Raw genomic sequence first — 23710 nt, 5'->3', positions numbered from 1 at the left:
GGGTGTTTTTTGGTGGGTAATAAAGCGATATCGACGGACCTCTTGCAGGATTGGTATTACCACATGCTCTTGATCAGACGCTTTGAAGAGGCGATCAACGAGAAGTTTTTAGCCGGGGACATTCCGGGTTTTGTTCACTTGTACATTGGCGAGGAAGCGACCGGAGTCGGCGTTTGCTCCGCCTTGAACCGCACCGATTACATTACCAGCACACATCGGGGGCACGGCCACACCTTGGCAAAAGGCGCCGAAGCAAAACGGTGCATGGCCGAATTGTACGGGCGCAAGACAGGCTACTGCAAGGGAAAGGGCGGATCGATGCATATTGCTGACTTTGGCATTGGCATGCTCGGGGCAAACGGCGTCGTGGGCGGCGGGTTTAATTTGGCCGTCGGAGCCGCGCTGGCAGTCCAATTGCGCAAAGGCTCAGAGGTAGCCGTCTGCTTTTTCGGCGATGGGGCGAGCAACCGGGGTACCTTTCACGAGGGGCTGAATATGGCAGCCGTCTGGAAGCTGCCCGTCGTATTTGTCTGCGAAAACAACCAGTGGGCATCGACGACGCCGATTCACGAAGCGACGGCCGTCACGGATATTTGCGTAAGAGCGTCGTCCTATGCCATGCCGAGCGCGATGGTGGATGGCAATGATGTTTTTGCCGTGTATGAAGCCGCAGTAGAAGCCGTAGAACGAGCCAGGCGAGGCGAGGGCCCTACACTTGTCGAGTGCAAAACGTACCGGATCAAAGGCCACTTCGTAGGCGATCCGGAGCAGTACCGGACGCGGGAAGAAGTGATGAGCCAGATGGAGAGCAACGACCCGATCAAGAAATTCCTCGAGCGGGTTCTCCCGGAAAAGCTTCTGACCGAAGAGCAGCTCCAAGCAATCGAGCAGCGGGTCGCGGAAGAAATCGAAGAGGCGATCCGCTTTGCCGAGGAGAGCCCTTACCCTGATCCGGAGGAAGCATTTGATGATCTGTACGTAGAGGAGGAGGCCAGCCATGCGTAACATATCCTTTTCTCAGGCAACATTGGAAGCGATGCAGGAAGAAATGCGCCGGGACGAGCGAGTTTTCATCATGGGAGAAGACATCGCAAGCCAGGGCGGCATTTTTGGGCAGTTCAAGGGCTTGCCAAAGGAATTCGGCCTGGAGCGTGTACGCGATACGCCGATTTCGGAAACTGCGCTGGTGGGAGCGGGAATTGGCGCCGCTCTTGCGGGAGCTGTGCCGGTCGTCGATATGCACTTTGCCGATTTTATCGGGGTGACGATGGACGAGGTGCTCAACCAGATGGCCAAAATACGCTACATGTTCGGGGGCCAGGCGACCCTGCCGCTCGTGCTGCGGGCACCTGACGGCGTGACACGCTCAGCGGCGGCGCAGCACTCGCAATCGCTGGAAGCATGGTTTTTGCATATTCCGGGCCTCAAGGTCGTCATTCCGTCCAATCCCGCGGATGCCAAGGGGCTTCTGAAAGCGGCGATTCGCGACCAAAACCCGGTGATCTATTTTGAACACAAAGACTTGTTCAGCAAAAAAGGACCTGTTCCGGACGGCGACTACCTCACCCCGATCGGCAAAGCGGCGGTCGTGCGCGAGGGGAAGGACGTGACCATCGTGTCGTACTCGGCCATGCTGGGGAAATGTCTGGAGGCCGCCGATCAGCTTGGCAGCCTGCACGGACTCGAGGCGGAGGTGATCGATTTGCGGACGATTGTTCCAATGGACATGGAGACGATCTACGAGTCTGTCAAAAAGACACATCGTCTGGTCGTAGCCCATGAGGCGGTCAAAACAGGCGGTGTCGGGGGAGAAATTGCCGCCTCGGTCAGCGAAAACATCCTCGAGTACCTGGACGCCCCCATCATCCGCGTAGGTGCCGCCTTTACCCCGATTCCTTTCAGCCCGCCTCTGGAAAAGCGGGTGATTCCACAAGTGGAATCAATCGTAGAAGCTGTTCTGCGGGCACGCTGGTAAACAAATTGAAGGAAGGGGGGAAATAACATGGCATTCGTAATCACCATGCCCAAGTTCGGTTTGACGATGACAGAGGGGACCGTTTCCGTCTGGTGCAAAGCTGTAGGCGAGCGTGTCGAGAGCGGCGAAGTGCTGTTCGAGGTGGAGACAGACAAGATCACCAATGAAGTGACGGCACCAGGGACCGGGGTTTTGCGCCATATTTTTACGCCCGCAGGCGCAGCGGCACAGGTCGGGGCAGCGCTTGCGATCGTGGCGGAAGAGTCCGAGGATATTAGCGGGTTGCTGGGAGCAGACGGTCAGCAGGGGGCAGGCGAGGGTTCACATCACAAATCCAACGATGCTGTTAGCCGTGATTCGAACGATGCTTCGAGTCTCGAATCAGGCGATCACACCCTTTCTGAGGGGTTTCGCCTCGCGACTCCGCTCGCTCGCAAGCTCGCCAGGGAGAAGGGAATCGATATAGGCCAAGTCAGTGCATCCGGCCCGAGAAGCATCGTTGTCTCCCGCGATGTCGGGGATACTGGGGCAAAGCAGCCGGCTATCTCGCCAGCAGCCAAAAAATATGCGGAGGAGCAAGGTGTGGCCTGGGAGAGGATCGACCAGCGGGGGCGGATCATGCTGCCTGACGTGATTGCCGAACAACTGAAGCAAGCGGGAGGTCAGTGGACGCATCCGCCACGGGAAGCGGAGTCGGCAGCCGCAACCCGCCCGATGACAGGCGCACGCAAGGTGATCGCGGAGCGGATGACCCGAAGCTGGCAGCAGATCCCCCACGTTACACTCACCAGGGAAGTCGATGTAACTCCGCTGCTGGCCGCACATGCCATTCTTTCCGCAGATTTGGCGAGTACGGGGACCAAGCTGACCGTTACCCATTTTCTGGTCAAAATCGTTGCCATGGCTCTGCAAAAGCACCCCAGTCTGAACGCCTGGTGCCAAAATCAGGCGATCACTATCCACCCGGACGTCCATCTCGGCGTGGCTGTCTCTGTCGAAGACGGGCTGCTCGTTCCGGTCATTCCTCACGCGTGCAAACAAGATTTGGGCGAGATAGCGGAAGCCTTGCATAATCTGACGACGCGCGCCCGCGAGCAGCGCCTGACGGTCGATGAAATGCGCGGGGGCACGTTTACGATCAGCAATCTCGGCATGATGGGTGTCGACGGTTTTACGCCGATCATCAATCCGCCAGAAACCGGAATATTGGGGATCGGCAGGATCGTCGAAAAGCCCGTATGGATCGGTGATGACCTCGCTCGACGTTCCATGCTGACGCTGTCCCTCTCTTTTGACCATCGGGCACTCGACGGGGCGGAGGCAGCCGGGTTCCTCCAGACGGTGCATGACTACATCCAGCAGCCGCTGCGGCTGCTTGTAAAGGGGAGGCGGTAGGATGAAAAAAAGGCTGATCGTCATCGGTGGAGGGCCGGGAGGATATACGGCAGCTTTGCGCGCGGGCCAGCTGGGGGCGGACGTCACCCTGATTGAAAAAGGACAGCTCGGCGGCACCTGCCTGAATGTCGGCTGCATCCCGACAAAAAGCCTGCTGGAGTCCTCCCACATATGGGCGAAAAGCAGTCAGTGGTTCCCGGAGAACAAAGCTGGTGAAGTTCCATGGCCGTCCATTCTGGAGCGGAAAGAAAAAGCGGTCATGCAGCTTCGAAAAGGCGTAGAAGGGTTGCTTCGGAAGGGGCAGATCAGGGTCGTAAAAGGGACAGCTTCGCTTGCCGGAGAGAAAAGGGTGGCTGTTGCGGGAGAAGAGCAGTTGTTGCTGGAGGCGGATGCCATTATCCTGGCGACAGGCAGCCGTCCGGTCGTTCCGCCGATTGAAGGCATTGACCTGCCGGGAGTAGTCACAAGCGATGAGCTGCTCTCCGTTGCCGAGCTGCCCAAACGCCTTGCCATCATCGGAGGCGGGGTCATCGGCGTGGAATTTGCGACCGCTTTTTCCGAGCTGGGCGTGGATGTGCATGTCATCGAAGCGGCAGAGCGCATCCTGCCGAATATGGACCCGCAACTGTCCCGGCAGTTGAAAGAGCTGCTGGAAAGACAAGGCATTGCCTTTTGCCTTGGCCAAAAGGTCGTAAAAATCATCAAGAAGGAAACGGAAGGGCTGGAGCTGCAATTGTCGGAAGGCAAATCGGTACAGGCCGACCTGGTGCTGGCGGCGGTGGGCAGAGCAGCCGTTCTGGAACCGCTCGGGCTGGATAAGGCGGGGATTCGGGTAGTGAACGGCAAAATAAAGGCAGATGCGTATCAACAGACGAATCAGCCGGGCATCTACGCCATCGGGGATTGCGCAAGTCCGATCATGCTGGCGCATGTCGCGATGGCAGAAGGCAGGGTAGCGGCTGAACATGCCCTGGGCTTCCCCACACAGCCAGTCAACTTCGACCTCGTCCCTCACTGCGTCTACTCTCATCCGGAAGCGGCTATGGCAGGCCTAACGGCAGAAGAGGCGAGAAACAGGGGATTCGACGTTCAGGAAGGGGTCTTTCCGCTGATGGCAAGCGGCAGAGCCCTGGTTGGGGGAGAGACGGACGGGTTTTTAAAGGTGGTAGCGGACAGAAAGTACGGGCGGCTTCTCGGCATTCATCTGCTGGCTCCGCACGCGACCGAAATGATTGCGGAAGCGTCGCTCGGTCTGACGCTCGAGGCTACGCTCGACGAGCTGGTCAAAACGATCCATCCGCATCCTACGGTCGCGGAAGGCATCCAGGAAGCCGCGATGAGCATCATGGGGCAAGCAATTCACCTCTCCTAGTCCAGGGAGGCTGCGGCTTGCATGCCTGCCAAGAGGCACTGCCGTACACGCCAGGGAAAAGGCTGGTTTGCAGAAACCTAAACAGACAAAAAAAGGCTCCCTTGTCTCGCAGACAAAAGGGGCCTTACTGCGTTGACTGATGTTGTGCCGCAGAGCTTGAGCTCGATCTGTATCGCTGCCAGCGGGTGCGGGCCGGTTCCCACAAAACGGCGATGAAAGCGCCGAGGGACGTATTGGTGATCATATTCGCTACAGCAGGGACCGCAGCGATCGGGCTGATGTGCTCCATGGCAAGAAGCGCAGCCAGGGCCGTATTGCAAATCCCGAATTCATAGACGACGGACCGTCGATCCGCTTCCGGCATCCGGAAACCGGCGCCAAAGCAGTACCCGAGCACCATGGGAACGGTTATTTGCAGAAATACGCAGAGAAACAGCCAGGGGAGCAGGACCAGATTCTCCTGAAGCATAGTCTGCGCACCAGAAACGACAGCGAGATCAACAACGATGAGGGCGGCAGCAGAGAGCAGGGGAATGACTTTCTTGACAGGGGCCAGCCGCGACTCCCATTTCCACTGGATCGCCAGGCCCGCCAAAATCGGCAGGAGGACGACGTACACCATTTGCAAAAACAGCGGCAGAAAAGCTACGGGGACAACGCTGCCGACCGTCGCTTTCATGATCAGCGGGGTCAAAACGGGGCCCACCAGCGTATCCACAGCGGACATCATGATGCTCAAAGCGAGCGTTCCTCCTGCCATAAAGGTGTACAGATTGGCTGATGTCCCGCTGGGCACCGCCCCTGCGAGGATTGTCCCCGCCAAGAGATCAGGCTGATCCCGGAAGAACAGAAACGCGAGCCCGATGGAAATGCCCAGCGTGATCGTCCATTTGCCGGCTACGCCAAGCAAGGCGTTCTTTGGCTGCCGAATGACCCGTCTCAAGCTCTCCTGCGACAAGGTAAGTCCCATGTTAAACAAAATAAAAGCGAGCGCAGGGGCGGTCCAATTTTTCAAGAACAGAAAGTGGCCGGGAAAGTGGTAGGCGAGAAGCGCACAACAGACGATCCACAAGGGCAACAATTTGGTGACGGCGGCTTGGAAAAAGCGAAGCATAGGCGGTCCTCCCGGCTATGTAACTGTCCACCCGCCGCAGACGTTTACGGATTGGCCTGTTATATAGGCAGCGGCGTCGGATGCCAGGAATGAAACGGTTTTTGCTACATCATGCGCGGAGCTGATTCGCCCGAGCGGGATGTTACCGATGTAATTTTGCAGGGACCTTTCGCTGCTTTGGCCAAAGAGAGCGCTCATGTCGTCAGCCATTTTCGCCAACAGCTCTGTTTCCATGGCACCGGGACAAACGGCGTTTACGCGAATGCGTCTTGGGGCAAGGACAATCGATGCAGTTTTTGTCACGCTCAAAACCCCCGCTTTTGAAGCCGCGTAGGCTGCGGAGAGCGGGCGCGGGCTGTTTGCCGCAACCGAGGCGATATTGACGATGGAGCCGCCGTCATGCAGGAATGGAGCGGCGGCTTGTATCATGAAAAAGACAGCCTTCAGGTTGATATTCATCACCAGGTCCCAGTCGGAGCTTGTGACCTGATCCATCGGCTTGACGATATTGACGCCAGCGTTGTTGACCAAAACGTGGAAGGCCCCGTGCTCCTGAACGATCTGGGAGAGCAGGCCTTGGATCGCATCTGTTTCCGCCAGATCGATTTGTTTCCCATCTGCTGTATGACCTTTGGAGCGGAGCGTTTCGACGGCGGCAAGCAGTTTATCCGGATTGCGGTCCAGCAAAACAACGCGGTGACCAGAAGCAGCGAGGTCCTCTGCAATCGCGTAGCCAAGTCCCTGAGCCGCACCGGTAATAACCGCCAGCTTTTTTTCTGAACACATGGGTATCGCCTCCTTCATGATCTTCCTCTCGTCAATACCCACAGTATTGCTTGCAGCCGACGAGCGAGTCTAGAGCCACTTCCACAATTGGCCTTTCGATTGCGGAGGAGAAAAATGGAAAAGCAAGCCGGGCAAGCGCGACAGCTCTCGTTACTGTATAATTTGAAAATGAACGACATATCAGGAAAGGATTAAAGAATGAAGAGAATCAGTTTGTTTATGTTGGCGATCCTGTGGCTTGTCTCGGGCTCCATCGCCTCCGCGGCCGCTCTCCCGGAGCGGAATGGAGTCGTGACCGACCCCGTCGGGTTGTTTTCATCCGATGAAGCCGAGCAGATCAAAGAGAGTACGAAGGACAAAAAGTACGAGCTGCTGCTCCTTACCGCCAGCGGGCTGGATGAGGCGGAAGGAGAGCGCTTGGCCAACGAGGCCTACGACGGCTGGAAGCTCGGAAAAAATCAACTGATGCTGGTCGTGACGGTGAATCCGAATCACGTGCATCTCGTATTCGAAAACAAGGAGCTGGCAAGTCAAGTCGCCCAAAGCGATGCGGGGGATGTAAAGGGGATTCTCGACCTGCAATTCGTACCGCTGGCGCGAGAGGGAAATGTCGCTGCAGGAGTGATTGCGGTCAGCGACTACGTCAATGAGATTTCCGAGTCGGCGTCTGCGGGGAATGCGGGAGTCACTGCGACGACCCCGGCATCGTCTCCGGCAAATGCGACGACGGCACCGTCAGCATCGCCCGCGGCCTCAGGCGCTTCAACGGCACCCTCCGGCAATGCGGCAACATCGAAGCACGCTGCGACTCCGCCGCCATCATCCGCTCCATCCGGTTCGGCTCCTGCACAGGCCAAATCGGCGACATCGGCTCATTCCCAGAACTCCATCGTCTGGGTTCTGCTCTTTCTATGCATCGGAGCGGCTCTGTTTTTCACGATCAGACAGCTTGTCTATCGCTCCCGTCTAAAGAAAATGCTGGACCGGGCTGTAAAGAGCCATGCGAAAGCGACGCCTGCCGTCGACCAGATGATCGTCTCCGGGCTGTTCCGCGAGCTGGAGGTCGGCCTCATCGAGGGGGAAACGAAAAAGCAGGTTGCACAGCTTGAACAAGCCGCCCTCCAACTGCATAAAGAATCGCAGCAGCTGCAGGAGCAGTTGGCGGGACAAAAGGTTTCCTTTTTCTCCGGGGCCAAAACGGAACAGGCCATACAGGACCTTCTGGATACAGTGGAGGAGTATTGCACGAAGATTGAACAAAATCAAGCAAGATTGAAAGAGATTGAAAGGCTGTCCGTCGAGGTAAGGCGTCTCGTCGAGGAGGCCAAAGACAGAGCAAAAGAGACGTCGGCAATCATCGAGGCGCTCGCCGGGGAAACGTCCTTCTCCTTGACCATCATGAGGAAGCAGCTGGAGCAGGCGGAAGCCATTTTGAACAAAGCGGACAGCATGGACGAATTTGATTACTTGCAAGCCGAAGGACCGGCGAAAGAGGTCCACCAGATGTTTGACGGCTTGCTGGCTGCTGTCGATGAGATCAGAGCCCAGATCGAAAAGCACAGAAAGCTTCCTGCCCGAATCAAAGCGAAGGAGGAGGAGCTTCGCCAAGTGGTAGGACGTGAACAACTGCTGCTTGTCGATGCCGACCCCTTTGCCATTTTGAAAGCGGCGGAAGCGGAAGTGCCTCGCCTCGGAGCGCTGATTGAAGCAGGCGACAGCAAGGAAGCAAAAGCATGTGTCGATGGCCTGGAGAATGACTTGCAGCAGGCGAGCGACGTCGTAGCAGAAATGATTCGGCACCGGGACAGGGCAAAGACGACAGTGCGCAGTACGGAACAGCTTCTCGCTGAACTGCGGGAATATGACTCCGCGTACAGTCAGGAGTTCGCGAGACTGCGCGAACGCTTTGCCGAAGTTCATCTCCGTGAGCAGGAAGAGCGTTACGGACAAATCATGGGGGACAAGGAAGAGCTTGAACGGCTTTTGATCGAAATAAAGTCGGCGCTTGACGAGCGCGTGCAAAAATACAGGCTGGCCCACGAACGGAGCGAGCTGTCAGAGCACCTGCTTTCACAGATAAAAAATGTCCGGGAGCAGAGCCTTGGCTATCGCATGGCTCTGGAGGAGCGGGTACAGACGGCAGGCGACCGTTTTCAGCAGTTCCAAAGCCGTTTCTATCAATCAGCGTCTGCTTTTGAGCAGCTTTATGTCAGAATTCCCGAGATTGCCAGGATGATCGCCGAGATAGACAAGGAGATCAACGGGCTGGAGAGCCTGATGAACGGTCAATTGCTCGACGTCTATCAGATCGAGGAGGCGCTGACTTCATTTGAAATGCTTGTCGATCAGCTTGCTCACCGGGTGGAGCTGGTCAAGCAGAAAAAGGAAGAGACGGTGCGCGCTTTCCGGAGGTTCGAGGACGCCTATTCGAGCAGACGCAATCGATACGGCAGAAGAATCCGCCTTTCCCGCTATTCCTCCCAGTACGATCGCTTAAAAGAACAGGTGGAGCTGGCGATCAGGGAGGGGGCCTTTGCCGAGGCCATGCAGGAAATCTCCCGAGGAGAAACGATCCTCAGCGAAATGGATCGGGAGTACCGGCGAGCTTTGGATGAGGAGCGCCGACGCAACAATTCTGGCGGATTTGGAGGCGGCTTCGGAGGAGGTTTTGGCGGCGGCTCGGGAGGAGGACGCTCTTCGGGAAGCTCGAGCTGGGGCGGAGGCGGCCATTCGTCAGGCAGCTCAAGCTGGGGAGGCGGGTCGTCGAACAGCGGGAGATCCTCCGGGTCGTCGCAATGGTAGACAATGTGGTCCGACTACTGCCATACAGCACCGCAAGGAGAAAAAACGGCTGGCTTCCGGCCGTTTTTTCTTTGGCCAACAAAGTTTCGCGAAGCCCATTTTCATAAAGGCAAAAGGGGGCGTCAGGCACTTGATGCCGACATTGCGCCAGTTCCCGGAAGACCTGTGGTATCCTATGGAGTATGAATCAAAATACATAGGGAAGAGAGGGAGCAGGCATGCATCGTTTTTACAGCCAAACACTGAAGCTGCTGGACACGGAGCTGGAACGGATCAGGAAAGCATTGGACCGATTGCCGGAGGAGCGGGTGTGGAAAAAAGTGCGCGGGAGCACCAACAGCGTCGGCAATCTCTGTTTGCATCTGGCCGGAAACGAATATCAAAACATCGTCAGCGGGATCGGCCAAAAGCCGTTCATCCGGGAAAGATCGGCAGAATTTCTCGCGGAAGGCGGCGTCAGTCCGGACGAGCTTTTGGCGCAGCTGACAGGCGTGCGCCAGCAGACGCGGGCGATACTGGAATCGCTCTCGCCAGAAGATATGGAAAGAGAAGTGACGATTGTCTATCCGCCGGACGCGGGAATCGCCTCGTACACCCGTCATTTGCTGGAAATCCTGTACCATACGACTGCCCATTATTCGTATCATACAGGTCAAATTGTCTACATGACCAAGCTTTTACAGGACGGCGATGAGCATTTATTGAGCTGGAAGCATTGATCTATGTCACTTTTTGTGTTACTTTGTCGAAATATAATGGTAATTTTACGACGATCAAAAGATCACGACATGGAGGGGCGTTACGTGAAGAAATCAGCAATGCTAGTTGCAAGCACTCTATTGACTCTATCCCTGGCTCTCGCTGGCTGTGGAAAGCAGGAAGGGGAAAGCGCAGCCGGAGGATCAAACGGGCAGCAGAAGGCGGAAGCCGCTACTGTCCAAATCGGGATGCTCAAGCTGACAAGCTCTGCACCGTTGTTTATCGGGATCGAGAAAGGCTTTTTCAAAGAGGAAAACATTGATGCGCAGGCAAAGTGGTTTGAAGCTGCTCAGCCGATCGCGGTAGCGACAGCTGCAGGAAGCGTGGATGTCGGGGCAACCGGGATTACAGCTAGCCTGTACAATATGGTTTCGGGCGGACAAAAATTGGTGATTGTGGCCGACAAGGGAAGGGAACAGCAGGGCTACTCCTCCTCTGCTTTGTTAGTGCCTGGCGATTCACCACTTAAAAGCATCGAAGAATTAAAGGGAAAGAAAATCGGCATTACACAGACCGGATCGACCTATCATTACATGGCCGGCAGAATGCTCGAAAAGCATGGCCTTGGCCTTGGCGACGTGGAGCTCGTTCCGCTCAACAGCATCAAAGGATTGATGGAAGCGCTCAAGAGCAAGCAGGTGGATGCTGTTCTTTTGAACGAGCCGAATATCTCGACCGTTGTAGACGAGGGCTACGGCAAAGTTATCGCGCAGGTAGGCGACGAGATCGAGTACCAGACTTCGGGCATCTTCTTCTCTCCGAAGCTGGCTGAGAACAAGGATGTGGCCGAACGCTTCCTGAAGGCATACGCAAAAGCGACCCGTTACTACTACGATGCCGTTCTCACAAAGAAAGACGGACAGATCGTCCCTGGCGAGCATTACGATGAAGTCGTCCAAATCATCGCCAAGTACACCGATCAAGAGCCGGACATGATCAAAAAAGGATTGCCTTACATTGACCGCGACGGCAAGCTGCTGGAGTCCGACATCAAGACCCAGGTAGAGTGGTATGCCAAGGAAAAGCTGATCGACAAAGCGATCGATACGAGCGAAATCGTGAATACGCAGCTATTGGAAGATGCTTTGCAAAAGTTAGGGAAGTGATCGCATGAGAATTGTCATCGAAGATGTCGGCAAGACGTTTCTTGATTCAAAAAAACGAGAAGTGACCGCGCTTACGAACATCAATTTTTCCATTGAAGAGCAGGAGTTCGTCGTGCTGGTCGGACCGAGCGGCTGCGGCAAGTCCACGCTGCTCAACATCGTCGGAGGCTTGATGTCGCCCAGCAGCGGGACGGTCTATTTTGAAGGAACCCAGGGGAAAAAGCCCAAACTAGGCATTGTCTTTCAGGAAATTGCCCTGTTTCCGTGGCGGACGGTCTATGAAAATGTCATCTACGGACTGGAAGAGAGCGGCGCCAGCAAACAGGAGCAGCAGGAAAAGGGCAAGCACTACATCGACATGGTCGGCTTGCAGGGCTTTGAAGGGGCGTACCCGAAACAGCTCTCAGGCGGGATGAGGCAGCGGGCCGGGATCGCCAGAGCGCTTGCGGTCGAGCCGGATCTGCTGTTGATGGACGAGCCTTTCTCCGCGCTGGATGCCCAGACGCGCACACTCATGCAGGAGGAGCTGCTGACGATCTGGGACCGGACCAGACTGAGCACGCTGTATGTAACGCACAACATTCAAGAGGCCGTTTACCTGGCTGACCGGGTGATTGTCCTGTCCAGACATCCGGGCCAGATCAAGGAGATTATCCGCATTGACCTTCCGAAAATAGGAAGGGACAAAGAAGAGTACCGCAGCCAGTTCGAGCAATACGCCGATCAAATCTGGCAGCTGATCAAACACGATGCCCAGGAAGCGCTGAAGGAGGGGTGAGCAAGATGAACGAGCAAAGACAAGTCATTACCAACCGCGTCGCCTTTCTGGAGCAAAAAATTCCGGGCTATGCCGCCGCACTGGGGATTGCCGGACTGGTGGCACTGTGGGAAATCGTCTGCCGGATGAACATCGTACCCCCGCTCTTTTTGCCTGCTCCCTCCGCTATTTTGACAGCGGCATGGGACATGCTCGTGAACGGCGAGCTGATCGAGAATCTGCTGGCCAGTATGTACCGGATCGGAGCGGGATACGCCATCGGAGCGATCTGTGGAATCGCGATTGGCCTGATCCTCGGGTTCTCCCGGTGGGCCGATGCCATTTTGACCCCTATCGTTTATTCGATTTATCCGATTCCGAAAATTGCCCTGCTGCCGCTGATCATCCTCTGGTTCGGGATTGGCGAGATGCCCAAGGTCGCAATCATCGCACTCGGGGTGTTCTTCCCGGTCGTGATCAATACGTATTCGGGCGTGAAAACGGTCGATCCCATTTTGATCAAGGCCGCTGTCACCTTTGGCTCCAACCATCTCAATGTCATCCGAAAAGTGATCCTGCCAGGGGCGCTCCCGATGATCTTTGCCGGTCTGAAGCTGGCGGCCGGAACCTCGCTGCTCCTGTTGGTGTCTGCGGAAATGATCGCGGCCCAGCAGGGGATTGGTTCCATGGTGCTGCACTACGGAAACCTGATGATAACGACCAAGCTGATGGTGGGCGTGCTGTTCCTGTCCCTGCTCGGTCTGATTTTCAACCGCACGCTGCAGTGGCTGGAGCGAAAGCTGATTCCGTGGAAGTAATGTGAGGGATGCGGCTTTGGCGAAGGGGCCGGACTCAAAGCAAAAGCGTAAGTCAGGCTGTCAGGAAAGTGAGTCCCCGCCTCCATGCTGCTTGAGAGGAAAACAAAAGCTGACGTTTGCAAGCTAGTTTGCATACGTCAGCTTTTTCCTTTTCCGCTGCAAATGGTTGTACCTGTATAGCAGAAGCTGGACTGGCTGTAGCGGTGTTGTCCAGGTAAGTTGGCTTCGGCGTTATGCTTATAAAGAAAAGTGGCTCCCTTTTATGAAGCGGCCCCATTTATAAAGGGCGGGATACAAACCGCACGGCGCGGCTGATCAAGCCCGGCAGCACCGAAACATGGCCTTCTCCCTCATACTCCTTGTACTCGGTGCGAATCCCGCAGTCTGCCAAGGCGGAAAGACGCTCTGCAAGCTCCTTTGCATTCTCGTTCATGCGGCTCTGGTGGCCCTTCTCCAGCTCTCCTACCGCGATCATGATGCCGATGTCGCCGACTGCCTGCTGCTTTGCAAGGGAAGAGAACTGCTTCTCGGCTTCCAGCAGAAAGGCCTTGTTCCAATGGATGGACGGACTGCCGGCGATATAAGTCTGGAAGGCGTGCGGACGGGTGAACAGGACTTGCAGGACAAAAAGACCGCCAAGAGAGTGCCCAAAGATGGCCTGTCTGCTTTTATCGACAGGGCAGCAGCTTTCAATCCTCGGCTTGAGCTCCTCCTCGATGAAAGTCAGAAAGGCTTCGGCGCCGCCGTGCTCCGGCCACGCGGTCCCATCAGGCCGAGGAGGGAGCTCGGCAAGGGGGCTTGGCATCGTAAAATCATAAAAGCGGGCGGGCGGAAACGGCGCTTCCTCTGGATAGCCGATCCCGACAATAACCGCCGGAAAAACGCCCGTCTTCTCGGAGCGGCGGGACTGAATGCGTACGGCCTCCGCCATCGTGGCGAACAAGGCGTTGGCGTCGAGCAAATAGATCACCGGATACCCCGAGGGTGGCGGAGCCTCGCTTGGCCTGTAAATGAGAATGCGATACTCCCGGCTGCTGACGCTGGAGCGCATGGCGTACTGTTCGGTTTGGGGAAGAAAGACCCCGCCTCCGCCTTCCCACACGTTCACTTCTTCAAGCTCCTTTTGCTGGCTCTCCACTGTATCTACTTCCTCTCGCAGTATTTTTTTCGGACTCAACGGCTTTTTTTTCTGGAAAGCAAAAAGATGAAATAGGGAACACCGATGATCGCAATGACGATTCCGACCGGCAATTCGGCCGGGGCAAAGAGGAGCTTGCCAATCGTGTCAGAGACCAGCACCAGCGCCGCTCCGACCAGTCCGCAAACAGGAATCATGTGCCGGTGGAAATGGCCGACCAGGCGCTTCGCGATGTGGGGAGCCATCAGTCCGATAAAACCGATGCCACCCGACACCGAAACACAGGCGCTCACGATGCCGATGCTGCACAGGATGAGCATTGCCTTTTCTTTTTCCGACGAAACACCGATGCCGATGACGATGTCTTCGTCCAATTTGAACACATCGAGGATGGCCGACTTGCTGACAATGACGGGAATCAGACAGACCAGCCACGGGAGGATGGAGGCGATATATTTCCAGTTGGCGTTGTAAATGCTGCCCGAATTCCAGACGACTGCCATCTCAAAATCGCTCGCGTTCATCTTCAAGGTCAGAAAAAGGGTGAGCGCACCGAGCCCGGAACCGATCGCAATCCCGGTCAAAAGCAGGCGCTGCGGCTCCAGCCGCCCGTCTTTCCAGGCAAAAAGGTAGATCAGGAGGGCCGCCAGAAGACCGCCAGCCAACCCGAAAAGCGGCATGGTCAAAATCGCCGTCCACCCGGTTCCCTTTACCTGTCCCTGATAAAAAAACAGAAAGATCACCATGGCCGCGCTTGCCCCCGCATTGATTCCCAAAATGCCGGGATCTGCCAGGCCGTTTCGCGTAATTCCCTGAATGACCGCTCCGGCAATGCCAAGCCCGATTCCGACCAGCACGGCGATGACGATGCGCGGCAGACGAAACTCAAGGATGACCAAATCATGTTCCGGCTGCGGGTCGATACGCAAAAGCGTCCGAACAATATCCATCACAGTCATATCGAAAGAGCCGTTCGTCAGGCTGATATAAGCAGCGGCCAGAATCACGCCGATCCCGGCGGCCAATACGGCAGCGTAACGGCCTTTGGAAGCATTATGCACGCTTTTCGCCCCCTCTTGTCCGGATCAGATAGAGAAAGAAAGGGACGCCAAGCAAGGAAGTGACCACGCCAATCGGCATCTCGTACGGATAGTTGACAAACCGGCTGAGCACATCGCATAGCGCCAGAAAGATGCCGCCAAGCACCCCGGAGCACGGGATGATCCATCTGTAGTCGGCGCCGGCCAAAAAGCGGGCGATATGGGGAACGATGAGTCCCACAAAGCCGATTTTTCCTGCCAGCGCTACGGATATGCCGGTCAGGATGACCACGCTTCCGGTAGCCATAAACTTGATAGCGGTCGTTTTTTGCCCGAGGTTGACGGCGATCTCCTCTCCGAGAGACAGGACCGAGATGGACTTGGAGAGCCAGATCGCTGCCAGTATGCCGACCACCGCAAACGGGACTGCCAGCTTGACCAGCGTCGGGTCCAACTGGTGAAGCCGGGCGTTGTACCAGAAGCTGATGCTTTGCGACACCTGAAAGTAGGTCGCCACAGCGGTAGCCACGCTGCTCAAAAACGTGCCGATAATCGTCCCCAGAATCGCCATGCGCACCGGGGAGAGCCCCCCCGGCAGCAGGGTGGACAGTGTGTAAACAAGAAAGATGCTGAGGGCCGATCCTATAAAGGAAAAGAGAATCATCTCCATCGAGGACGAGTTGGGCATAAACACCATGCAGATCGTGATGGCAAAAGCCGAACCGTCGGTCACCCCCATAATGGAAGGCGACGCCAGATAATTTCGTGTAATCCCCTGCATGATCGCCCCTGAAATAGCCAGGAAGGCCCCGATCAACAGGGCCCCGATTGCTCTCGGAAATCTGGAGTGCATGATAATCTGGTGATTGACATTGCCCGGATCAAAATGGAACAGCGCATCGCGAATCGTATCCACATCAATCTCCTTGGCCCCATAAAGGACTGACAGCAGGATCGCAAGGACGATGAGAACCGGCGAGCTCCCCAGGATCAGGGCAGATGCAAGCTTGTTTGAACGCATCGTATTCTGCTCACTTTGTCTGCTGGATGCCACTGTCTTTTACCGCCTTGAGGAAGGCCACTTTGCTGTAGGCTGTGCCGCCCTGGGCAACCGGGTCTACGATATTCACGAAGAGATTGCCGTTTTTAACGGCGTTGATGCTCTTCCAGATCGGGTTGTTTTGCAACTCCTCGAAAACCCGGGGGGTGTCTTTGTTTTCGCTCTCGGCAAATTGGACGAACAGATAATCCGGATTCATCTCGGACAGCTTTTCAAGGGAAATGAGATGCTGTGCCTTCGCCTGCTTGACCTCCGCAGGAGCTTCCGCACCGAGGTCGGCGTAAAGGGACGGGTTGAAGAATACGGATTCCGGATAAATAAACGTGCTGCCTGCCCGGACGCGAATGGCCAAAACCTTTTTGTCTTTAAAGATCGGCCCGATTTTTTCCTTGAGCTCCTGCACTTGTTCCTTGTAGGTTTGCAGCACCTGCTTGGCCTTGTCTTGCTTTCCGGCAAGCTCTGCCAAGAGGTTCAGATTGGCTTCCCAGTCTGTCGATATATGGGAGACCGGAATGGTAGTAGCGACTTTGTTCAATTTCTCGATGGTTTCTGCCGGGAATTTGGTGCTGGCCAGAATCACATCCGGCTTCAGCTTCAAGATCGCCTCGATATCCGGCTGTGTTTTCTCCCCGATCCCTACGGTTCCTTCGGTAATCTCGGCGAACACCGGAGCGAACTTGCCTCCGGTCGTCATCGCCCCAACCGGCTTCACGCCAAGCACGAGAGCATCCTCCATTGACTCGACCGATCCGGTGATCACAATCCGGTCGGCGACAGCCGGAACCGTGTAGTCTTTCCCGAGATATTGGATTGTCCTTGATTCGGCGGTAGCGTTTGCCGGATTGGCAGCAGGCTTGCCGCCAGCTTCCTGGGCCACGGCAGGGCTTGTCGATGAACCGTTTGCCGTTGTCGCCGCCTTGTCGGCTCCGCATGCCGCAAGCGCCGCTGCCATCAGGGAAACGAACAGTACCGCACAATATTTTTTGAGCATCGTTGCTTTTCTCCTCTCCAGGAAATGCGTTTGATAATCATTCTCAACAATGAGTATAAACCAGCTCCCGCGAACGGAACATGGACTATATCCGGAAATCATTTGGACGATCTCCATGCAGCCGCATCAAAAGGTCGTCCACCATTCGGTCGCAGGCATAGGCGGAGTATTCTCGCCACGGGTCGGAGGAGATGAGATGCACCCGGTTCTTGCGGACGGCCTTCAAATCCCGCCAAACTGCGGACGATTGCAAATGGTGCCATTCCCCAAGCGATTCCGGCTCCTGGCAAACGTTGACCAAAATATGATCGGGGTCCAGATCGGCCAATTGCTCCACGGAAATGGCTTGCCGGTGTTCGTCAGGACGCGGGCCGGGAATGACGTTCAGCATCAAATCGCGGCGGAGGACATCCATCATCCCGCGAGCCGGAGATACGTAGAAGCTTTTTTTGTAGATACTCATGGCGAGCACTTTGTCATCCTTCAGTTCCCGATGTAGCCGCTCCCTGGCGGACTTTGTCTTTTGGTCGTAGCTGCGCAGCCAGCAGTCGGCTTCATGCTCCGCCCCCAACAACTGGGCCGTCAGCTTCAGTTGATCCCGCCAGTGCATCCCCGCTCCGGGTATGTAGAGGATCTGCGCGATTTGCTCCAGCTCTTCCCGCTCCCTGGTGTGCAGGCTGTCCTTGTCGCACACGATGATATCCGGCTTGGCATGGGCGAGCATTTCCACATTGGATTCCCAGTCCCGGTTGAACCGATAGGCGCTCAGGTGCAGCGGAATATCCGCCCGATACCGCCGATGGTAGTAATGCGTCCATTTCGGGTGGAGGGGTGCGGCGTAGGGCGTGATCTGCAGCGCGAGCAAATGTCCGAGAATGGACGGAGTATAGGCAACGATTTTCCGGCGGCGGTTTTTTATGTAAATGCTGGGGGAAACTCCTACCACTTTCTTGAACTTTCGGCTAAAGTAGAACTCGTCGCTATAGCCTACCTGGTGGGCAAGATCGCGAAGGCGAATATCGGATTGCAGCATGAGCCGTTTGGCGTTGTTGATCCTCACCTCTGTCAGGTAGTCGATGCAGCTTTTTCCGTACGTCTTTTTAAACAGGTCGACAAAGTACTTCGGACTGATGTCGGCCATGCGGGCCAACTGTTCAATCGTCAGATTCTGCTGGTAGTGAGCTTCGATATACGTCTTGATGCTGTCCAGCGTTGTTCGCGGGTCCCGCTCGGGGAGAAGCCGGATCTTTTTCAGCAGCACATACATCAGCTCCAAAAACGCCGATTGCCCGCGAAAATGTTCCAACGGTTGGTCGCTGCGAAAACAAGCGGTAACCAGATCGCACAGCAGCAAAGCCTTGGGCTCGGGGTAAACCGGCACCTCGCCCGCCAAGGGGAAGACAGCAGCGGTCTTTGTGTCTTCCAAAACCGCGAATCTGACCGCATATAGCTCGACTTCCTTTTCAGACTCGGCAAACACCCCGATGGTTTGACCGGGATAAGCGAAATGAATCGCATCCGGACGCAATCGGTAATCGTGAAAATCGATCATCAAACGCCCCTCTCCGGCTTTGGAGACGAAGAGAATATGCGACTCGATGAGCTGTTGTTCCATCCTGCCGACGCGAATCAGTTCGGCGCTCTGCAGCTTCAGCCACAGGTCGTTTAAAATGTTTTGGACAGATTGTGTATGGTCAGGGGTATATTCCAAGCTGGAAACCTCCAAATTTCAATAATGATAATCATTATCACTACCTTACGTTAGCATAGACGCACTTTTATGGTCAATTGCCAGTAGACAGTTTTTGCAAACGAAAAAAATTTTTCGGATACGGTCACAAAGTGCGATCGTTGATTGTTATAGAAGGGCAAAAGGGGGTGAAAAGCTCTTGGATAAAGAGCAAATCGAGCGGCTTGTCGTGGAGATCAAGGCCTCCGGTTCGCTTGAAGGGTTCGGAATGGTCATTGAGCAATTGCAGCAGCCTATTTTCACTTATTGCTATCACATGCTCGGGCATCGGCAGGAGGCGGAGGACGCGGTTCAGGAGGTTTTCATAAAAGCCTATGAAAACCTGGAAAAGTACACGGAAGTGGTTTCCTTTTCCGCATGGGTCTACAAGATTGCCTATCATCACTGTCTCAACCTGATCAAGCGAAAGCGGCTTTACCGCCTGGTTCCCTTTTTGAACAATCGGGTGCCGGCGGATGACCGAGAGGAAGGAGCAGCCCGGGTGGAACAGGGCCAGTTGAGCGCTCCCCTCCATCGGGCGTTATCGACTCTATCCCCGGAGGAACGAAATTTGATCCTTTTACGGGTAATCGAAGAAAAAGGCTATGAGGAGTTATCTGTTCTTTTCCAAGAAAAGCCGGCAACCTTGAGAAAACGATACGAGCGGGCAATGAAAAAGTGCAAAAACCAACTAATTTCGCAGAAAGGTGGGGAAATGAGTGAAGCGTTCAGACTCATTCGATGAAGTCAAACAGCTGATAACGGATACACCAGTTCCCCAGATTGATGTCAAGGATCAGGTGCTGGATCGTTTGCGCGAGCGGCAAAATAAAAAGGAGGAATTTCGAGTGAAAAAAAGAATGGGATTGATCATTGCGGCGTGTATGGTATTCAGTGTGACAACAGCGTATGGGGCGGTAAAAGTGTACGAGTTGAAAAATGAAAAAGGCGAAGTCGTATCGCAGATCACCCACACGACAGCAGAACCGGGAGAGGGTCAGCATAAAACCTACAGCCAATTGTTCAATGAAGTCCGTGAATCTGTCAAACCGGGCAATGCTGCTGCGGTCTATATCGTCCCGGACAATCCGAATAAGATCGTGAGCTTCTTCCAGATCCCGATTACCTCGACTGACCGGGCAGTAATACAGAAGGAGGCGGGAGACAAGTTTACTTTCCCGGCCGAATTGGCAGGCGGTTTCACGTTTAAAGATGGTTCGGTTCAACACGAAGTCATTCGTGACTACAACAAGGAAGACTTTTATAAAGAGGCAGAGGAAACAAAGAAGGATGTCATCGTAAAAGAACTGAAGGTGGAACCGACATTCCAGCTGATAGCAGGTACCTATTCCAATAGCAAAGGTGACGTTACGGTAAGAATCGAGAACTTTGAAAAAGTCAAGTATTCTGCCGCGGAAGCAGGCCCGGACGATACTGTGGAAAATGTAAAAGTAGGCGGCCAGGAGGCCCTTTACCAACTGACTAATCTCAAGGGAGAAAACGGAAGTGTAGTAAGGGTTGACAAGTCCATTCAATTTTACAAGGAAGATAAAAAATTGATGGTCTTTGTATCGACTTCTTCCCCGGACATTGCTAAGGAAGACTTGCTCGCCATCGCGGAAAAGCTCGTGAAATAATCTCTCCTGACCCAAAATTTTTACAAAACCAGTTCGCGATCGTGGACATCATCAAATGGCCAAACAGCGATCTGGAACAATACTGCATGGTCTATCAAAAAACATAGAAAAAAGGGGCTTTCCCTCATGTCTGAAAAGACGAGGGGAGCCCCTGTTTGCGTATCGCATAAAAAAACTGCCTCACAGGTTCGTTGAGGTAGTGGAGGGTATTGCTATAGCCAGTGATAAATTACCGATGAATGGCCTGCATCAATAGGGCGGATGCTTCTTCTGTTGCAATCCCTTTGACGAGTTCTACTTCGCTGATGAATAATTGCTGTGCCTGATCGAGCATAAGCTTGTCTCCTGTGCCGAGCACCTTTGTTCTCGAGATCCAGGTCAGATCGCGGATGACTTCGGCCTCCTCGTAAATATCCCCGCGTTTGATCTTCTCCATATTGATGCGGTGTCTCTGGGCAGCGGTGACGCTCAAGTCAGGCTCTCCCTCGTTCAGGGCGACAAAAGCAGCTTCCAGTGTATGCTCTTCTACAATCGGGCGAATGTTCAGATCGTCCATCTTGTGCAGCGGGACCATGATTTGCAGTTCTCGAAGCAACATGTCCAAAACAAAGTATGGCTGTTTTTCGCCGAGAAATTCTTTCTCAACAATGGCTTCGATCACTCCGGCTCCGTGGATCGGATAAAAAATCTTGTCGCCAATGTGAAACATAACCCCACCCCCGATCTTGTAATACATCTAGTATAACACAAATTTGATATTCGGTAAAAATAAATAATCTTACCACATGAAAATATTTTATGTCAATAATGACTTTGGGTGCTTTCCGAGCCGTTTCTATGAATTTGCCTGTGAATGCGGTAAGATGGGAGAAAATCATGCAGGAAGGGGTGACGGGTATGCTTTCATGGACAGGAGAAAGGATTATCCCCAAGCTGCTAAAGCCGACAAATGGCATGCTGCTGGAGCACATCGCCCGCTATTATTTCGCCACTCCGTACATCCGCGGAAGGGTGTTGGATTTGGCATGCGGCACTGGATATGGCTGTCATATGGTGGCCAAGGACCGAAAGCGCGAAGTCACCGAGATTGTCGGGGTGGATATTGATCCGGAAACGGTCGAGTATGCCAATCGGGAGTACAATCACCAAAAGGTTGTCTATCAGCAGGGCGATGCGCTTGACCCGCACCTGCCGGAAAAGCTCGGGATGTTTGATACGATCCTCAGTTTCGAAACGATTGAGCATGTAGCGGATGACGTTCGGTTCATGGACCAGCTTTATCGTCTGCTGAAGCCGGGCGGGACGCTTGTTTTGTCCAGTCCGTTCGGACGGGGGAGAGGCATGCCGACCAGCGAGCCTTTTCATGTCCATCAGCTGACGCCGGAAGAGTTCCAGGAGCTGTTTGTCCGTTTCTCAGATGTAGACATCTACTATCAGCGGGGTGTTACCTTTGAGAAGCCGAGAAACGGCGTTCGTTATTTTATCGGAGTGGCGGTTTGCACGAAGTGAGGATGTTGGGTTGAGCTTGTCGACAGAGCAGGTTCAAAAGAAGGCTGTAAGACAAGGAAGGATACAGACAACTGGAGGTTTTGCGAACAATGGCAGACAAAGCGAATCAACCGCTGCCAACCAGCCTGGCGGGGCAGCAGCGAAAAAACATATATCCGGGACTTGAGGTCGAGATCGTTCTCAAACAGGATCAACGCACCGGAAAGACGACGCGGGGGATCGTCAAAGATCTTCTGACCAATTCTCCGGCTCACCCGCACGGGATAAAGGTTCGCTTGCAGGATGGGCAGGTCGGCAGAGTGAAGACGATCGTGTCCTCTGAAAAACAATGACAAACGGACGCGGAGGGGCGTTCGTTTTAAAGAGAGGCCGGACGCTTCTCTTTTTTTTTGCCTGGAAGTGACAGAGAGTGTGCCATACAGAGAGCAGACTCATAGGAAAAAAGGGCCGGATCGGTTATAGTACAAGAGAGTGCATCCGTTTTCCCGGCCTTCGACAGAGGCAGAAATAAAAGCAAAAGACAAAAGAGTGACAGGAGGACAAGCCTGATGCTTTTCATCGACAATCAAAACATAACCGACCCCAGGATCAATCTGGCCATCGAAGAATACGCATTGAAATATCTCCCCGCCGATCACGACTACCTGCTTTTCTACATAAATGAACCGTCTATTATCATCGGCAAGAACCAGAATACGGCCGAAGAGATCAATGCCGACTATGTAGCCAAGAACGGCATTCACGTCGTCCGCCGCCTGTCCGGTGGAGGGGCTGTCTACCACGATCTGGGCAATCTCAATTTCAGCTTTATCACCAATGACGACGGGAACTCCTTTCACAACTACCGCAAGTTCACGGAGCCGGTCGTAAAAGCGCTGAACGAGCTGGGCGTCGAAGCTGAACTGACGGGACGCAACGACATTCAGGTAGGGGAGCGGAAAATTTCCGGCAACGCCCAGTTTTCCACCAAAGGGCGCATGTTTACGCACGGGACCCTGCTGTTTGACTCCCAGATGGAAAATGTAGCCTCAGCCTTGAATGTGAACCCGGAAAAGTTCAAATCCAAAGGGGTAAAATCGGTTCGCAGCCGCGTGGCCAACATTTCCGAGTTTTTGCGTGAGCCGATGAGCATCGAACAATTTCGGCAGCACATTCTCAACTCGATTTTTGCCGGATCACAAGTGCAGCAGTATGTACTGACTGAAGCAGACTGGAAACGCATCGACCAGATCTCGGCGGAGCGCTACCGGAACTGGGACTGGAACTACGGCAAGTCGCCGGCTTTCAACGTCAAGCGGGTGAAGCGGCTTGGCTCAGGGACCTTCGATGTCCGTCTGTACGTGGAAAAGGGATTGATCAAATCTGCCTCCGTCTATGGAGACTTCTTTGGCTTGGGCGAAACTTCGGAGTTTACGGACAAGCTGGTGGGTGTAAGGTATGACCGGGAAGCACTGGAGCAGGTGCTGGATACGTTGGATCTCGCGTATTATTTCGGGCCGGTCACCAAAGAGGAATGGCTGGAGATGGTGCTGTAGCGAGGAGGGGCGGCAATAGCCCGAGTCCTGCCGCATGGGTGCTGTATCATACTCGAAGCAAGTGAACGTCTTAAAAAAGCGGAAGGCTCTTTCCCGGCGAAACGTGTGTCGAGGAAAGAGCCTTTTTTGCTTATTGGGCACTTGGAGTTGGTCCCATGCCTTCGGACCGTGTGCCTCAGTTTCTTCC

The 23710-nt window shown here is 54.6% G+C and carries 22 protein-coding genes; 14 read left to right on the top strand and 8 right to left on the bottom strand.

Annotated elements, in window-relative coordinates; all coding sequences use genetic code 11:
* Positions 1–9: 9 nt before the first annotated feature.
* The 4 genes from NSQ24_RS25260 to lpdA are packed head-to-tail and all read left to right on the top strand — an operon-like array spanning position 10 to position 4742.
* Entirely contained in the window at positions 10–1005 is a 996-nt protein-coding gene (locus tag NSQ24_RS25260; protein ID WP_227277652.1) for a thiamine pyrophosphate-dependent dehydrogenase E1 component subunit alpha, read from the top strand.
* Entirely contained in the window at positions 998–1975 is a 978-nt protein-coding gene (locus NSQ24_RS25255; RefSeq protein ID WP_003388696.1) for an alpha-ketoacid dehydrogenase subunit beta, read from the top strand. Before NSQ24_RS25260 ends, NSQ24_RS25255 begins: the two co-directional genes overlap by 8 nt.
* A 27-nt stretch (positions 1976–2002) precedes the next feature.
* Positions 2003–3370: a dihydrolipoamide acetyltransferase family protein gene (locus NSQ24_RS25250; protein ID WP_003388693.1), complete on the top strand. Its 1368-nt coding sequence runs from the start codon at positions 2003–2005 to the stop codon at positions 3368–3370.
* A 1-nt stretch (position 3371) separates the two neighbouring features.
* On the top strand, positions 3372–4742 hold the full coding sequence (gene lpdA, locus NSQ24_RS25245) for a dihydrolipoyl dehydrogenase (protein ID WP_024983027.1): 1371 nt from the start codon (positions 3372–3374) through the stop codon (positions 4740–4742).
* Positions 4743–4866: 124 nt separating this feature from the next.
* Here lpdA and NSQ24_RS25240 read toward each other — a convergent pair whose 3' ends face one another.
* On the bottom strand, positions 4867–5856 hold the full coding sequence (locus tag NSQ24_RS25240) for a bile acid:sodium symporter family protein (protein ID WP_024983026.1): 990 nt from the start codon (positions 5854–5856) through the stop codon (positions 4867–4869).
* A 15-nt stretch (positions 5857–5871) separates the two neighbouring features.
* Entirely contained in the window at positions 5872–6642 is a 771-nt protein-coding gene (locus NSQ24_RS25235; protein ID WP_003388690.1) for an SDR family NAD(P)-dependent oxidoreductase, read from the bottom strand.
* 198 nt (positions 6643–6840) lie between these two features.
* Here NSQ24_RS25235 and NSQ24_RS25230 point away from each other — a divergent pair, with 198 nt between their 5' ends.
* The 5 genes from NSQ24_RS25230 (at position 6841) to NSQ24_RS25210 (ending at position 12884) form a co-directional block, all read left to right on the top strand.
* Positions 6841–9444: a TPM domain-containing protein gene (locus NSQ24_RS25230; protein ID WP_172920891.1), complete on the top strand. Its 2604-nt coding sequence runs from the start codon at positions 6841–6843 to the stop codon at positions 9442–9444.
* A 218-nt stretch (positions 9445–9662) separates the two neighbouring features.
* Entirely contained in the window at positions 9663–10163 is a 501-nt protein-coding gene (locus NSQ24_RS25225) for a DinB family protein (protein ID WP_172920890.1), read from the top strand.
* An 84-nt stretch (positions 10164–10247) separates the two neighbouring features.
* The gene (locus NSQ24_RS25220) at positions 10248–11309 is read left to right on the top strand and encodes an ABC transporter substrate-binding protein (protein WP_003388687.1); all 1062 of its coding nucleotides are present in this window, start codon (positions 10248–10250) and stop codon (positions 11307–11309) included.
* 4 nt (positions 11310–11313) lie between these two features.
* Positions 11314–12087, top strand: a complete 774-nt coding sequence (locus NSQ24_RS25215) for an ABC transporter ATP-binding protein (RefSeq protein ID WP_024983022.1) — start codon at positions 11314–11316, stop codon at positions 12085–12087.
* A gap of 5 nt (positions 12088–12092) precedes the next feature.
* On the top strand, positions 12093–12884 hold the full coding sequence (locus NSQ24_RS25210) for an ABC transporter permease (protein WP_279041643.1): 792 nt from the start codon (positions 12093–12095) through the stop codon (positions 12882–12884).
* A 277-nt stretch (positions 12885–13161) separates the two neighbouring features.
* Here NSQ24_RS25210 and NSQ24_RS25205 read toward each other — a convergent pair whose 3' ends face one another.
* The 5 genes from NSQ24_RS25205 to NSQ24_RS25185 all read right to left on the bottom strand — a co-directional run bounded on the left by NSQ24_RS25205 (position 13162) and on the right by NSQ24_RS25185 (position 18824).
* Positions 13162–13992: an alpha/beta hydrolase gene (locus tag NSQ24_RS25205; RefSeq protein ID WP_338463452.1), complete on the bottom strand. Its 831-nt coding sequence runs from the start codon at positions 13990–13992 to the stop codon at positions 13162–13164.
* 65 nt (positions 13993–14057) lie between these two features.
* A complete protein-coding gene (locus tag NSQ24_RS25200; RefSeq protein ID WP_338463127.1) occupies positions 14058–15083 on the bottom strand; it encodes an iron ABC transporter permease in 1026 nt (341 codons plus the stop codon).
* Positions 15076–16083, bottom strand: a complete 1008-nt coding sequence (locus NSQ24_RS25195; protein WP_003388681.1) for an iron ABC transporter permease — start codon at positions 16081–16083, stop codon at positions 15076–15078. The genes NSQ24_RS25200 and NSQ24_RS25195 overlap by 8 nt, the downstream gene beginning before the upstream one ends.
* A gap of 10 nt (positions 16084–16093) precedes the next feature.
* On the bottom strand, positions 16094–17113 hold the full coding sequence (locus tag NSQ24_RS25190; protein ID WP_024983017.1) for an ABC transporter substrate-binding protein: 1020 nt from the start codon (positions 17111–17113) through the stop codon (positions 16094–16096).
* Between the two features lie 85 nt (positions 17114–17198).
* The gene (locus NSQ24_RS25185) at positions 17199–18824 is read right to left on the bottom strand and encodes an AraC family transcriptional regulator (RefSeq protein WP_031932498.1); all 1626 of its coding nucleotides are present in this window, start codon (positions 18822–18824) and stop codon (positions 17199–17201) included.
* A gap of 178 nt (positions 18825–19002) precedes the next feature.
* Between NSQ24_RS25185 and NSQ24_RS25180 the strand changes: the two genes are divergently transcribed.
* On the top strand, positions 19003–19587 hold the full coding sequence (locus NSQ24_RS25180; protein ID WP_251247251.1) for an RNA polymerase sigma factor: 585 nt from the start codon (positions 19003–19005) through the stop codon (positions 19585–19587).
* A complete protein-coding gene (locus NSQ24_RS25175) occupies positions 19562–20479 on the top strand; it encodes a hypothetical protein (RefSeq protein ID WP_003388676.1) in 918 nt (305 codons plus the stop codon). Before NSQ24_RS25180 ends, NSQ24_RS25175 begins: the two co-directional genes overlap by 26 nt.
* A gap of 229 nt (positions 20480–20708) precedes the next feature.
* Here NSQ24_RS25175 and NSQ24_RS25170 read toward each other — a convergent pair whose 3' ends face one another.
* The gene (locus NSQ24_RS25170) at positions 20709–21188 is read right to left on the bottom strand and encodes a CarD family transcriptional regulator (RefSeq protein WP_003388675.1); all 480 of its coding nucleotides are present in this window, start codon (positions 21186–21188) and stop codon (positions 20709–20711) included.
* A gap of 188 nt (positions 21189–21376) precedes the next feature.
* On the opposite strand from NSQ24_RS25170, the gene NSQ24_RS25165 reads away from it, so the two are divergent.
* The 3 genes from NSQ24_RS25165 (at position 21377) to NSQ24_RS25155 (ending at position 23523) form a co-directional block, all read left to right on the top strand.
* Complete coding sequence (locus tag NSQ24_RS25165) at positions 21377–21988, top strand: class I SAM-dependent methyltransferase (RefSeq protein ID WP_024983015.1); 612 nt, start codon at positions 21377–21379, stop codon at positions 21986–21988.
* 125 nt (positions 21989–22113) lie between these two features.
* Positions 22114–22320: a YwbE family protein gene (locus NSQ24_RS25160; RefSeq protein WP_024983014.1), complete on the top strand. Its 207-nt coding sequence runs from the start codon at positions 22114–22116 to the stop codon at positions 22318–22320.
* Positions 22321–22536: 216 nt separating this feature from the next.
* Positions 22537–23523, top strand: a complete 987-nt coding sequence (locus tag NSQ24_RS25155) for a lipoate--protein ligase (protein WP_003388672.1) — start codon at positions 22537–22539, stop codon at positions 23521–23523.
* Positions 23524–23710 lie beyond the last annotated feature (187 nt).

Source organism: Brevibacillus sp. FSL L8-0520 (assembly GCF_037963895.1).
Lineage (GTDB): Bacteria > Bacillota > Bacilli > Brevibacillales > Brevibacillaceae > Brevibacillus > Brevibacillus borstelensis.
This window is presented reverse-complemented; position numbering and strand designations above follow the sequence as displayed.